This window comes from Rothia nasimurium (genome assembly GCF_014217215.1).
Lineage (GTDB): Bacteria > Actinomycetota > Actinomycetes > Actinomycetales > Micrococcaceae > Rothia > Rothia avistercoris.
In genome coordinates this window covers 549,154-561,782 of record NZ_CP056080.1, presented here as the reverse complement: position 1 = coordinate 561,782, position 12,629 = coordinate 549,154, and the positions used below count along the sequence as shown (strand labels likewise).

At 62.8% G+C, this 12,629-nt stretch carries 10 protein-coding genes; 7 read left to right on the top strand and 3 right to left on the bottom strand.

The features are described 5' to 3' along the window. Window positions 1-46: 46 nt before the first annotated feature. Both HWU94_RS02710 and HWU94_RS02705 read left to right on the top strand, forming a co-directional pair. Complete coding sequence (locus HWU94_RS02710; RefSeq protein WP_185174210.1) at window positions 47-1,663, top strand: sodium-dependent transporter; 1,617 nt, start codon at window positions 47-49, stop codon at window positions 1,661-1,663. A 1-nt stretch (window position 1,664) separates the two neighbouring features. After that, window positions 1,665-1,829 (top strand): methionine/alanine import family NSS transporter small subunit, encoded by a 165-nt coding sequence (locus tag HWU94_RS02705; RefSeq protein WP_185174209.1) that lies wholly within the window; start codon window positions 1,665-1,667, stop codon window positions 1,827-1,829. A gap of 283 nt (window positions 1,830-2,112) precedes the next feature. On the opposite strand, the gene menD is transcribed toward HWU94_RS02705, so the two are convergent. Continuing rightward, entirely contained in the window at window positions 2,113-3,840 is a 1,728-nt protein-coding gene (gene menD / locus HWU94_RS02700; RefSeq protein WP_185174208.1) for a 2-succinyl-5-enolpyruvyl-6-hydroxy-3-cyclohexene-1-carboxylic-acid synthase, read from the bottom strand. Between the two features lie 9 nt (window positions 3,841-3,849). Beyond that, complete coding sequence (locus HWU94_RS02695; RefSeq protein WP_185174207.1) at window positions 3,850-4,929, bottom strand: o-succinylbenzoate synthase; 1,080 nt, start codon at window positions 4,927-4,929, stop codon at window positions 3,850-3,852. Between the two features lie 218 nt (window positions 4,930-5,147). On the opposite strand from HWU94_RS02695, the gene HWU94_RS02690 reads away from it, so the two are divergent. Then, window positions 5,148-6,704, top strand: a complete 1,557-nt coding sequence (locus HWU94_RS02690; protein ID WP_185174206.1) for a phosphatase PAP2 family protein — start codon at window positions 5,148-5,150, stop codon at window positions 6,702-6,704. A gap of 102 nt (window positions 6,705-6,806) precedes the next feature. Here the strand turns inward: HWU94_RS02690 and HWU94_RS02685 are convergent, their stop codons facing one another. Continuing rightward, on the bottom strand, window positions 6,807-7,721 hold the full coding sequence (locus HWU94_RS02685; RefSeq protein WP_185174205.1) for an MBL fold metallo-hydrolase: 915 nt from the start codon (window positions 7,719-7,721) through the stop codon (window positions 6,807-6,809). A gap of 209 nt (window positions 7,722-7,930) precedes the next feature. Here HWU94_RS02685 and gluQRS point away from each other — a divergent pair, with 209 nt between their 5' ends. The 4 genes from gluQRS to HWU94_RS02665 all read left to right on the top strand — a co-directional run bounded on the left by gluQRS (window position 7,931) and on the right by HWU94_RS02665 (window position 12,571). Then, a complete protein-coding gene (gene gluQRS, locus HWU94_RS02680; protein WP_185174204.1) occupies window positions 7,931-8,902 on the top strand; it encodes a tRNA glutamyl-Q(34) synthetase GluQRS in 972 nt (323 codons plus the stop codon). Window positions 8,903-8,910: 8 nt separating this feature from the next. Beyond that, window positions 8,911-9,849, top strand: coding sequence for a DMT family transporter (locus tag HWU94_RS02675; protein ID WP_185174203.1), 939 nt, complete (start codon window positions 8,911-8,913; stop codon window positions 9,847-9,849). 225 nt (window positions 9,850-10,074) lie between these two features. Then, window positions 10,075-11,574: a sodium/proline symporter PutP gene (gene putP / locus HWU94_RS02670; RefSeq protein ID WP_185174202.1), complete on the top strand. Its 1,500-nt coding sequence runs from the start codon at window positions 10,075-10,077 to the stop codon at window positions 11,572-11,574. A 43-nt stretch (window positions 11,575-11,617) separates the two neighbouring features. Next, window positions 11,618-12,571: a 1,4-dihydroxy-2-naphthoyl-CoA synthase gene (locus HWU94_RS02665; RefSeq protein WP_185174201.1), complete on the top strand. Its 954-nt coding sequence runs from the start codon at window positions 11,618-11,620 to the stop codon at window positions 12,569-12,571. Window positions 12,572-12,629 lie beyond the last annotated feature (58 nt).

Genomic DNA, 12,629 nt, shown 5'->3' with positions numbered 1-12,629 from the left:
ACTACAAAAGATTCATTCACACGTTAGCCCGCGGAGGACTGCTCACATGAGTTCAAACCCCACCTCAGCGCTCAAGAAACGAGAAGGCTTCTCAAGCCGCAAGGTCTTCATCTTTGCAGCTATCGGTTCAGCCGTTGGTCTCGGTAACATCTGGCGCTTCCCCTACGTCGCCTACGATAACGGCGGCGGCGCCTTCATGATCCCCTACCTGGTCGCCCTACTCACCGCTGGTCTACCCTTCCTCTTCTTTGACTACGTCATCGGTCACCGCGCCCGCGCGTCCTCCCCCCTGGCCTTCCGCCGCCTGAACCGCAAGACCGAGTTCATCGGCTGGTGGCACATGGGCATCAACTTCATCATCGCTATCTACTACGCAGCGATCCTCGCCTGGGCCGCCCGCTACTTCATCTACTCCTTCACCCACGCCTGGGGCGACGACCCGCAGACCTTCTTCTTCGCGGACGTCCTGCAGCTGGCTGACCCTGTAGCCCTCACCTTCGATTTCGTGCCCGGCATCCTCTACCCCCTGATCGGCATCTGGGTACTTCTGGCCCTCATTATGTCCCTGGGTGTACAGAAGGGCGTGGGCCTGGCTAACGTCTTCTTCATCCCCGTGCTGGTCATCATGTTCCTGGTCATGGTCGGCTACTCCCTGACCCTGGACGGCGCAATGACCGGCCTGGATGCCCTCTTCACCCCCGACTGGGCCGCTCTGACCGAGCCCGGCGTCTGGGTTGCAGCCTACGGCCAGATCTTCTTCTCCCTGTCCATCGGCTTCGGCATCATGATCACCTACGCCTCCTACCTGAAGAACAAGACCAACCTGACCGGCTCCGGTGCGGTTGTGGGCTTCGCTAACTCCTCCTTCGAGCTGCTGGCCGGTATCGGCGTCTTCGCAGCCCTGGGCTTCATGGCAACCGCCGCTGGCACCCAGGTCTCCGAGGTAGCAACCTCAGGTATTGGCCTGGCCTTCATCGCCTTCCCCACCATCATCTCCCAGGCCCCCGGCGGCACCCTGATCGGTGTGCTCTTCTTCGGCTCCCTGCTCTTTGCAGGCTTCACCTCCATGATCTCCATCGTCGAGGTAATCGTTGCCGGTGTTGAAGACAAGTTCAACCTGGGCCGTGTGCGCTCCACCCTGCTGGTCATCGCCCCCATCGCGGTAATCTCAACCCTGCTTATGGCCACTACCTCCGGCCTCTACGTCCTGGATATCCTGGATAACTTCGTCAACCAGTTCGGCATCCTCGCCGCAGGCCTGGTCTCCATCTTCGTAGTTGCCTACCTTCTGCGCGCCCTACCAATCTTCCGTGACCACCTCAACGAGCGTTCGTCCTGGAAGATGGGCAAGCTCTGGATGATCCTGCTGGCAGGCGTCACCCCCGTCATCCTGGGCTACTCCCTGATCAACACCTTCATCGACCTGATCAACGAACCCTACGAGGGCTACCCCGACCAGATGCTCAACATCTTCGGCTGGGGCATGGTCATCGCCCTACTGGTCGTAGCCATCATCATCTCCATGCTGCCCTGGTCTAAGACCTCCCGCGCAGCGCTGACTCCCCCGGCTCCCCCGGTTGCAGGCGGCAAGGTCATCCACGGCCACGTAGACGCCACCGCCCAGTCGGCAGCCCAGTCAGCCACCGAAAAGGAAGGTGCCTAGCATGAGCTCCATCGCCATCGTTATGCTGATTATCTCCATCGCCCTCATCTGGGGCGGCCTGGGCCTAGCCCTGGTTCACCTCTCCCGCAACCCCGACGAGTCGGGTAGCGACGTAGAGGCCGACGAGACCGCAGTTCCCTGGGCCACCGAAACCGCCCAGAAGTAACCGACTCTCCGCAGAAAAAGCCCCTCCACACGCAGGTGTGGAGGGGCTTTTTAGAGCTCCCGATGCTATTTATGAAGGAAAGGTAGGCTCGCAGCGAAGCTGCTGGCTCGGATGAAGTGAGCGGGTGCGAGCGCGCGAGCACGCAAGAGCGAACGGAATCCGCCGTTAGGTGGGGCATGAGGGTCAGGCTTTCGCCTATTCCGCCCGCAGATTTGTTTCCTCGCGCGCTCGGAATCTGCTGGGCTCCATCCAGCGCGAGCCTACCTTTCCCTTGTCTAAGACCCTACGGCCGCACCACCCTGACTCTGATTCCGTTCTCGCCCCAGGCTGCTGCGAGTTCTTCGAGCTGGGCGGTGTGCGGGGTGGTGAAGAAGCGGCGGACGGCCGGGGCGAATTTCTCGTGTTGGGCTAGTTGGCCGTGTTCCAGGGTTGAGAAGATTCCGCCGCCCCGGTCGTCGTAGACCAGCACGTCGAGGTTGGGTTTGCGTTCGAGGGGGCCGATGTTGAGGGAGCCTGTGTCGTGTAGGAAGGTGAGGTCTCCGACGAGCACGCGTACCGGGCGGTTGAGGGCCAGGGAGATTCCGGATGCGGTGGCGATGGTGCCGTCGATGCCGGCTAGGCCGCGGTTGGCAAAGACCAGGGGTGAGGCTGCCAGGGAGGGGGCGATGAGGTCAAGGTCGCGGATGAGGTTGGATGAGCCCACCATCAGAACAGCGTCATCGTCTAGGCAGCTCTGCCAGGTAGCTTCTGCCAGGGCGTAGCCTGCGGTGCGGTCGGCCGAGCTTGCCCCGGGTTGGGCGTTCGGGGTGTAGGTGCCTGCCCGGTAGTTGGCGATCTGCTGGTTCAGTTCCCGGGCTAGTTCCTGCCCTGCTTCGCTCCAGCTGGTTATCCAGTCGTGGCCGTCCTCGGTGGTAGCGCCTTGGCCTGTACCTGCGAAGTCGGCCAGTTCAGCCAGGGTTGCAATCTCCCGCAGGTCAAGGGCACCGGGCTCATACCAGGGGGCAGGTGAGGGGGCGTAGAGGGCACGTTTTACCTTGGAGTTGGCCAGCAGGGTGGCAACCGGCCGGGAGAGGGTGGGGTGACCGAAGATAACGGCCCGCTCAACCTGCTGCCCTAGGTGCCCTGCCAGTACCTGCCGGTAGGCGGGCACGGCCAGGGGTGAGAAGCGGGCGTTCGATGAGGGTTCGGCCAGCAGGGGTAGACCCTGCTGCTGGGCAAAGACCTGGGCGATAGGTCCTGCCCCATCACCGGCCACCACAACGGTACGGCGGGTGGTACCGGCGCCGTCCGTCCGCTTAGCCCCCTCGGTGGTGCCTGCGCGGAGCCACCTAGCTGCGCTGGGGTCAGCGGGAGGTAATGGGGTGGCAGGCGCCGGTGGGTTCTCAGCCAGCGAGCGCACCCAGCGCTCTAGAATCTGCTGGTCAAGGGGGTTGGGGGTGAGCGGGGTGTCAAGGGCCAGGTTGATTTGGACGGGGCCCCGCGGGGTGGTTGAGGGGGCGTCCCAGTTATCTGCTGAACGCCCGGTCAGAGCTGCAAGCGCCGCGTTGAGCTGGGCACTCTGGGGATCGGTTGGGTCGGCCGTGTAGTTTTCAAGGGTGCAGGACGCCCGGGTGTGGGCCGGAGCAATCACTTGCTGGTCTGTGGTTTGGTTGGCGCCGGTGCCCTGGAGCCGGGCAGGGCGGTCGGCCGAGAGTAGGGCCAGGGGTGCTCCAGTGTGGTAGGCCTCCATGAGGGCCGGGAGGCACTCGCCCACGGCGGTGCCGCTGGTGGTGACGATACCCACCGGTTGGCCGCTGGCCTTGGCTAGCCCCAAAGCTGTGAAGGCGGCGCTGCGCTCGTCGATGCGCACGTGGGCTTCGATGGCCCCGGCCTGGTCTAGGGCGGCGAGTGCATAGGCTAGGGGGGCTGAGCGTGAGCCCGGAGCGATGAGAACATGCCGCATTCCTGCCCGCACGAGGGTGTCGAGCACAGAAATTGCGGTCATAAAGGAGGTTGAGGGTGCATCAGTCACCCCACCAGTTTACTCGCTGCCCTCTTCAACACTCGGCCGGGTTCTGTTGCTGCCCAACCGCCCCTGTTCAAGTAGGCGGTAGCAGGCTTCGATTCGGCGGTGCCACCAGGCGGTGCGTTCGGGGCTGGTAGCTACCTCTTCAAGCAGCCGGGGCTCGGGGGTGATGGCCCGCAGGGGCAGCTCCCCATCCCGGGCCACAAGCGGGTGGGCTGTGACGTCCTTGGCCATCAGTGATACCGTGCCCAGGCCGCACCCGTAGGGCAGCTGCGGCAGGGCGGCGGCCAGCGCTGCGCCGGTACGGATGCCGACCGAACTTTCAAGGGCAGATGAAACAACCGCAGGCAGACCCGCCTGCTCTACGATGTGCAGGGCCCGCCTTACCCCGCCCAGGGGGGCAGCCTTAATAATGAGCACATCGGCAGCGCCCAGGCGGGCAACCCGCAGCGGGTCATCAGCCTTACGGACGGCCTCATCAGCGGCAATCAGCAGGGGGTTGCCGTGCGCCCGCAGCTGATCGCGGACCCACGCCAGCCCCTCAATACCCGGGACCGGCTGCTCAGCGTAGAGCAGGTCGTAGTCAGCTAGCTCATTGAGGGCGCGGACGGCCTGCGCCTCGCTCCAGCCGCCGTTCGCATCAATCTTCAGTCTGGCGTCTGGGCAGGCATCGCGCACCGCGGCTACCCGGGCTAGGTCTTGGGTTAGAGATTCTTCAAAAGGCAGCCCAGCTTCAGCCACCTTGATTTTGACTTCCCGCACCTGCCCCTCGTAGCGGCCCAGCACCGCCTCAACCTCGCTAGCGGCCACCGCCGGGACCGTAGCGTTAAGGGGAATACTGGTGCGCAGCGGCTGCGGGTAGGGCAGCCAGGCCGCCTCGATAGCGCAGGCCAGCCAGGCGGACGCCTCCGCCGGCTCGTATTCGAGGAAGGGGGCAAACTCGCCCCACCCTTCCGGCCCCTGAATCAGAGCGGTTTCACGTAGGCTGACGCCGCGGAACTTCACCCGCATGGGCAGAGCCACTACACGGGTCGCCGACAAGATTTCTTCGAGCGGAGGCAGGGAAATATTAAGGGGCAGGGCGCTAGCTGTCATACCTTCTAATCTACTCTTCTACCGCTACTGCAGGGCAGCTTGGGGGCGCTCGCGCAACATTAGGGGTTCTCTCAGGAAAGTCCCATGTGAGTTTGCCACAATAGCACTACAGGCTGAGCCTGTTAGCTCTTAGCAGGGTCTAGGGCTGAAATAGCAGGTACAGCTTGGTAGGCTCGTTGAGGTGTCTACACGCAGCAGAAAGGTCTTTGGGGATAACTGTGAGTTTTGAGAAGCGCGATTCTAACGCTGTTTCTGGCACACCCGACGATGCCACCGAGGTGCTAACGCCCCAGACCTATACCGACCGCACGGTTGCCCTGCCAGCCAGCCCCGGTGACGACGCCACCGAGGTGCTTCCCGCTTCTCGGGCACGGGCTACTTTTACAGATGATGATGCCACCGTGGTACTCCCTGCCGCTGCCCGGTCCCAGTCTGCCCAGCAGCACCCGGCGACTCGCCCGCTAGCTGCACCTCACTCCGCTCCCTCTGCTGACCCCGACCGCACCCAGCTCTTAGAAACCCAGCCCGCTGCGTCTTCTGCGCCCCATGGCGAGGTTCTGAAAGCTAAGCTCCAGGCCGGTACCGCTAGTGGCCTGGCGGCAGCTAAAACCGGTTTTGCCGCCGCGCAAGCAGCGGCCCAGGAGGTAGCGCACCGGGTCAAGAAGGAACGTGCCGCCCGGGCAGCGAGCAAGGCCCGCGCCCAAGCGGCGGCCCCGCGTCCGGACGCAGTCAGCGCCCACCGGGTGCCGCAGGCTAGCTACGGGGCCACTGCCGCTGCTCCGCAAGGACGCCCCCGCCCCGGCTACCCGGCGCAGGGCTACGGCCAGGCGCCCTACAGCAGCCAGGCTCACTCAGGGGAGTACTCCCCCTCGGGCCGGCTGCATATGCTCACTCCCTCGCATATTCGGCAGACTCGCCCCTCGCTCTGGACGCTGATCCAGCACTTCTTTGCGGCAGGAACCCTCTTCTGCCTTCTGGTGGCGGCCTTTGTTTTCTTTATTACAACGCCAACCGGCCAGGAGCTCGACGAGATTTCCTTCCAGGAGTTCTCCTACCAGTTCATGACCTACACCGAGCAGACCTCTACCCTGCTCGACTTCATTCCCACAGCCGCCGGTATTACCGCGGCTATCGGTATTCTCTTTGTGCTGCTGTGGAAGCACCGCTTTGTGCCAGCCCTGGTCGGTGTGGCCATTGCCGCCGGTGCTAACCTGACCACCCAGCTGCTGAAGAACTACATCATCGTCAAGCCCAACCTGGGTATTCAGGAGGCCCTGGGTAACTCGGCGCCGTCCGGTCACACGACCTTCGCGGCGGCTGCGGGCCTGGCCCTCTTCCTGGCCTCCCCCAAGCGCTTCCGCCCCACTGTGGCCCTGATTAGCATGGTCTTTACGGTAGCGGCCGGCTATTCCACCGTGGTCAATGGCTGGCACCGCCCAGCCGATGTGGTCACAGCTATTCTGGTCACCGGTCTCTGGGGTGTGCTGGGGCTCGTGATTCTGCGCTTCATGCGATCAGAGGAACTCGATATGAGCGATACCCAGCGATCAGGGCTGATCCTGGTTCCCCTGCTTTCTATCTCAGGGTTCTTCTCGGGCTTCTGCGCCCTGGCCCTCTACTGGGTCACCTACACCAACCCGATTCCCGGCTCTGCCTTTATGGCAGCTATCTGTCTTATCGGTGCGGTAGCGGCTCTGACCACCAGCACGCAGATTGCCCTGCTACGCCCCCAGAATAAGAAGCGCAGTGCCTACCGGAAGGTCTGGGCTTACTAATACAGACTGGATTCAGTTTAAAGACAAGAGCTACCCGGCATTGAGCCGGGTAGCTCTTTCTGTCTAGCGCCTAAGCTTCTATGCACAACGTGCGAGGTGCTTCTAGCCCTGCCCCAGGGTAATGGGGCCGGTCAGGCCAGAGGCGGCGTCCCCCTCAAATGTGACGGTCGAGAGCCCCTGCCCCTCAGCCTCACGAGCTTCAAGCTTCATCAGGCGGTCGAGCAGAATACGGGTGGATCCACCCGAATAGGGCAGCTGGTACATGGAGGCTGTGGTTGCCCCCTTGACCTTCTTCAGGGCGGAGTCAGCAATTTTCTGTACGGCGTCTTCCATGGTGTCGGCCATACGCTCGATGAAAGAACTCTCTACCGGGGTGCCGTGACCGGGAACAAAGATACGGTAGCGGTCTAGCCCTGCCAGGGTGCGCAGGGTACTGACCCATAGTTCGGGGTAGGAGTCGTCGAAGGCGGGGTCTGAGCCCTGCTCGATAATATCGCCGGCGAACAGGACGTCGTCTACGCCTACCAGCACGTCACCGTCGGTGTGGGCCAGGCCCAGGTACATGAGGGTAACGGCCCGCTGGCCTAGCTCTACGCGGGTAAAGGCCGGGCGGGTTCCGTCACCGGGCAGGAAGCGGGTGGGCACCACAAGCTCGGTGTTGGGGCCCTGTTGGTGGGCCATCTCGGGTTCTAGCACCTCAACGTAAAGACGCTGGCGGTCGCCGTAGCTTTCGATAGCGCGGGCGGCGCGGGGGTGGGCCCAGATGTCGGCGACTCCGTCAGCTGCGAACACGGCGTTGCCCATGAAGCGGTCGAAGTGCGCGTGGGTATTGACCGCAACCAGAGGAAGCTCGGTGACCCGTCGCACGGCTCTCAGGATCTCGGCTCCCTGACGGGGCCCGGCACCGGTGTCAACCACCATAGCCTTCTCTGCGCCCACAATCAGACCGGAGTTAAGACGGTAGTTATCCGTTGAGATCTGATAGATACCATCGGCAATTTCAAGAGTTCTAGCCATACTCTCTAAGGTACTTGAAATAAAAGGTGCCTACCGTGTTTACGAGTAGCTGGGCAGTTATTTCTCACCACACTGCCCTTCTTTAACGGTGTTACGCAGGTTGAGCGCAATCTTATGTCATAAAAAGATGTATCACCTTAGCTACCAGCTCATCAGGGGTAGCTGCCCTCAGCCCGTCAGCTTCCCCTGGGCACTAGACTAGTGGGGTGATGTCTATCAAAACCGCTCCTGTTCCCGTTCCCTGCGGCCGTTACGCGCCTTCCCCCTCCGGTGACCTGCACCTGGGTAACCTGCGCACCGCCCTACTGGCCTGGATGATGGCCCGTACCGCGGGAGGCCGGTTTGTGATGCGGGTGGAGGATTTAGACCGGGTCAAGAAGGGGGCAGCAGAGCGTCAGCTGGCCGACCTTGCCGCCCTGGGCATCGACTGGGACGGGGAGGTGCTCTACCAGTCCACCCGCCTAGATGCCTACGCGGACGCCCTTAACCGCCTGCGCGAGGCCGGGCTAGTTTACGAGTGCTACTGCACCCGCAAAGAAATTCAGGAGGCCTCCAGCGCCCCGCACGGCGCCCCCGGAGCCTACCCCGGCACCTGCCGCAACCTCACTGAGGCAGAAAGGGCTGAGCGCAGGCGGCTGAGGCCGGCGTCCTTGCGCCTTAAAGCCCAGGTGAGCGAATGGACTGTCACCGACCGTTTCGCCGGGGAATACACCGACGCTGTCGACGATTTTGTGCTGGTGCGGGCCGACGGGGTCTACGCCTACAACCTGGTGTGTGTGGTCGATGACGATTACCAGGGGGTCACCGAGGTGGTACGCGGCGACGATCTGCTGCCCTCTGCTCCACGCCAGGCCTATCTAGCTCACCTATTGGGGTTGCAGGTACCTGCCTACGCCCATGTCCCCCTGGCCCTCAACACCGAGGGCAAGCGCCTGGCTAAACGGGACGGAGCCGTGACCCTCGCCGAGCTCACCGCCGCCGGTGTCAGCACCGACCACATCATGCGCATGATTGCTGCCTCTATTCCGCTGCCCCCGCTCACCGGGGCGAGCGCTGGCGAAAGCGGCCCCCACCTGCCCGAAACCGCCGCTGAGATGCTCTCTGTCTTCAGCCCAGACCGTATCAAGCAGGCCCCCTGGACGGTGGTAGACCCGCTGCTCGAAAGCACCTGCGGGCTTTAGGAGGCGCTGTGAACCTCGCTGACCGCATACCGGCCGAACGCCGGGGCACCGCTGCCCTGCTTTTGATCCTCGCTGGCTCCCTGGGTATTCAGATTTCAGCTGCGATTGTCTCGGTGCTCTTTGCTAGCGTTGGTCCCACTCAGGTCGCCGCCCTGCGTGCCCTGATTGCCGCTGTGGTCCTGTGGGCGCTGGTGCGCCCTAACCCCCTTGCCCTGCGGCGGCGGGATCTTCCTCAGGTGCTGGTTTACGGGCTGGTGCTGACCCTGATGAGCGTCTGTTTCTACAACGCGGTGCACCATATTCCTTTGGGCGTAGCGGTGACCTTTGAATACCTGGGTGCCTTTGTGGTGGCTCTGCTCGGTGTGCGGCGCCTGCGCGACGGGCTCATCGCCTTTTTCGCTCTGGCCGGGGTCGTAATGATTGCCGGGCCTACCCTCGCGGGGGACGCCCACCCTATCGGCTTTATCTGGGCCCTCGGGTCAGCCGCTTCCATGGCTGGCTACACCATCTTCTCGGCCCGCATGGGTTCAGCGTCCGCCGCGACCAGCGGCCTGCGCGGCACCACCATGTCCCTGGCTTTTTCGGCGCTCATCCAGCTTCCCCTGTCAGTGCCCGCTATGGCGGGGCTGGACGCGGACGCCTGGTTCAAGCTGGCGCTCTCCGCGATTGTGGGCGTAGCCCTGGCCTATTCTGCCGATAACATCGCCGGGCAGCTGACCAGCGCCGCCGTCATCGGGGTGCTCTTCTCCATCGACCCCGTGGTAGGGGCCATCGTAGGCACCTTCATGCTGGGTGAAGTGCTCTCTGCCTGGTCTTACCTGGGCATTGTGCTCATCGCCGCCTCCGGCGCCTACATCGTCTGGCGCACCAACAGGTCAGCCATCGCGGTAACCCTGCATACATCGGCCCTACCCGTGATAGATCCACGCTCGCAGAAGCACTCTTAAGAAAAGCTCACCGTTTTTGTATGAAGATTCTAAATAGCTTCAGGCAGCGAGATAGTGTCACCCAGACCCTCAGGGTGTAAGCTAACGCACAGACCAAAACGCGTGCCTTAGCAAATACCTCAAGTAATCTAAACAAAATACTTTAGGGAAACTGCACAAAAGGGAAGGTGCACCAACGCACCCACCCCAGCCCGCACGTCCTCGCCTACAACCCAAGGGGAGCTCATGAGCAACACCACCTACCAGCTGATAGCCCTGGCTATCTACTTCGCCGCCATGGTCGGCATCGGCATCTGGGCCAAGTCCAAGAACAACAACCTCGACGACTATGTGCTCGGCGGGCGCTCCCTCTCCCCCACTGCGGCAGCCCTCTCGGCGGGTGCCTCAGACATGTCGGGCTGGCTCCTCATGGGCCTGCCCGGTGCCCTCTACATCACCGGACTGGCTGAAGCCTGGATCGCCATCGGCCTAACTGCCGGCGCCTGGCTCAACTGGAAGTTCGTAGCACCCCGCCTGCGTGCCTACACCGAGGTCTCCCGCAACTCGGTGACCGTCCCCTCTTTCTTCCACAACCGCCTGCGCGACCCCCGCGGCGTCATCCGCATCTTCGCTGCCCTGGTCATCCTGATTTTCTTCACCTTCTATGTCTCTTCCGGCATGGTCGCCGGGGGTGTCTTCTTCCAGTCCTCATTCGGCGGTAACTACCACACCGGCATGCTGCTGGTCGCCGGCATCACCGTTGCCTACACCCTCTTCGGCGGTTTCCTGGGTGCAACCTACACCGACGTCGTCCAGGGCCTACTCATGCTCACCGCCCTCATCGTCCTACCGATTATGGCCCTGGTTTACGTCGGCGGTTTCTCCGGCCTTGAAACCACCATCGAGTCTGTCAATCCCACTGCTCTCTCCCTCTTTGCGGGTACCACCGTGCTGGGTATTCTTTCCTCAGCTGCCTGGGGTCTGGGCTACTTTGGCCAGCCCCACATCATCGTGCGCTTCATGGGCCTGCGCTCAGCCCAGGACGCCGCCGCCGGCCGCCGCATCGGCATCACCTGGATGATCGCCACCCTGGTCGGTGCCATGAGCGCCGGTCTCATCGGTATCGCCTACTTTGCCCGCCATCCCGAAGCCACCCTGACCGACACCACCAACGCCGAATCGGTCTTCCTGGATATGTCCCAGATTCTGCTCCACCCCCTGCTGGCCGGTTTCGTGCTGGCAGCGGTGCTGGCAGCTATTATGTCAACCCTTTCCTCCCAGCTGATTGTCTGCTCATCTGCCCTGGCTGAAGACCTCTACAAGCTCGCCAGCGGCGGTAAGGAACTCTCAGACGCCAAGGGCCTCTGGATGGGCCGCGCAGGCGTGCTGGTTGTCTCTGTCATCGCAGGTCTGCTGGCCTGGAACCCCGACTCCTCCGTACTCTCCCTGGTCTCCTTCGCCTGGGCTGGCTTCGGCGCAGCCTTCGGCCCCATCGTGATTCTCTCCCTCTACTGGCGCAAGCTCACCGCACTTGGTGCCGTAGCGGGTATGGTGGCAGGCACCATCACCGTCTTCGTCTGGGGCTACAACGAGGTGCTTTCGGGCTACATGTACGAGATTGTGCCCGGCTTCCTGGTCAACCTGCTCTTTGCCTACCTGGTGTCGGTTGCCACCTACAAGGGTGACTCCGCAACCGCCCGCGAAATCAATGAAGAGTTCGACCGTGCCGTGGAGCTCTCCCGCTAGTAGCTTCGCCTAAGTCTGGGCGCCGCTGGGTAGACTGGTGGCTATGACTGACGAACTTCCTGCCAAGGTTTCTGACATTTTCGATCCCCACCAGTGGCGTCTGGTTGAGGGCTTCGAAGACCTCACCGACATCACCTACCACCGCCAGGTGGAACGCAACGAGGCCGGTGAGATTGTGCAGGACCTACCTACCGTGCGTATCGCTTTTGACCGGCCCGAGGTGCGCAACGCCTTCCGCCCGCACACCGTTGATGAGCTCTACCGGGTGCTGGATCACGCCCGTATGACCTCCAACGTGGGCACCGTGCTGCTGACTGGCAACGGCCCCTCTGCCAAGGACGGCGGCTGGGCTTTCTGCTCCGGCGGCGACCAGCGCATTCGCGGCCGCGACGGCTACCGCTACGCCGAGGGTGAGACCCGCGATTCGATTGACCCTGCCCGCGCAGGCCGTCTGCACATTCTGGAGGTGCAGCGCCTGATTCGCACCATGCCCAAGGTGGTTATCGCCCTGGTCTCGGGCTGGGCTGCCGGTGGTGGCCACTCCCTGCACGTGGTTGCCGACCTGACCATTGCCTCTGAGGAGTACGGCAAGTTCAAGCAGACCGACGCGACCGTGGGGTCCTTTGACGCCGGTTACGGCTCGGCGCTACTGGCCCGCCAGGTGGGCCAGAAGTTCGCGCGCGAAATTTTCTTCCTGGCCAAGGAGTATGATGCCCAGCGCATGTACGAGATGGGTGCTGTGAACGATGTAGTGCCGCACGCTGAGCTAGAGAAAAAGGGCCTGGAGTACGCGGCGCATATTGCCCGCCAGTCGCCGCAGGCTATCCGCATGCTCAAGTTCGCTTTCAACCTTCCGGACGACGGCATGGTGGGCCAGCAGGTCTTCGCCGGTGAGGCAACCCGCATGGCCTACATGACCGACGAGGCCGTTGAAGGCCGCGACGCTTTCTTGGAGAAGCGCAACCCGAACTGGGAGGACTACCCCTACTACTTCTAAAACACCTGATGATGCTTCGCACCGTCTACCGCTTACGCTCAGGCAGTTTCTCGCTACG

What these genes read in the sequence shown, in the direction of transcription:
- gluQRS (WP_185174204.1), top strand. Translation starts at nt 7,931, where the DNA reads ATGTCTATCAAAACCGCTCCTGTTCCCGTTCCCTGCGGCCGTTACGCG.
- HWU94_RS02665 (WP_185174201.1), top strand. Translation starts at nt 11,618, where the DNA reads ATGACTGACGAACTTCCTGCCAAGGTTTCTGACATTTTCGATCCCCAC.
- putP (WP_185174202.1), top strand. Translation starts at nt 10,075, where the DNA reads ATGAGCAACACCACCTACCAGCTGATAGCCCTGGCTATCTACTTCGCC.
- HWU94_RS02705 (WP_185174209.1), top strand. Translation starts at nt 1,665, where the DNA reads ATGAGCTCCATCGCCATCGTTATGCTGATTATCTCCATCGCCCTCATC.
- HWU94_RS02695 (WP_185174207.1), bottom strand. Translation starts at nt 4,929, where the DNA reads ATGACAGCTAGCGCCCTGCCCCTTAATATTTCCCTGCCTCCGCTCGAA.
- HWU94_RS02710 (WP_185174210.1), top strand. Translation starts at nt 47, where the DNA reads ATGAGTTCAAACCCCACCTCAGCGCTCAAGAAACGAGAAGGCTTCTCA.
- HWU94_RS02685 (WP_185174205.1), bottom strand. Translation starts at nt 7,721, where the DNA reads ATGGCTAGAACTCTTGAAATTGCCGATGGTATCTATCAGATCTCAACG.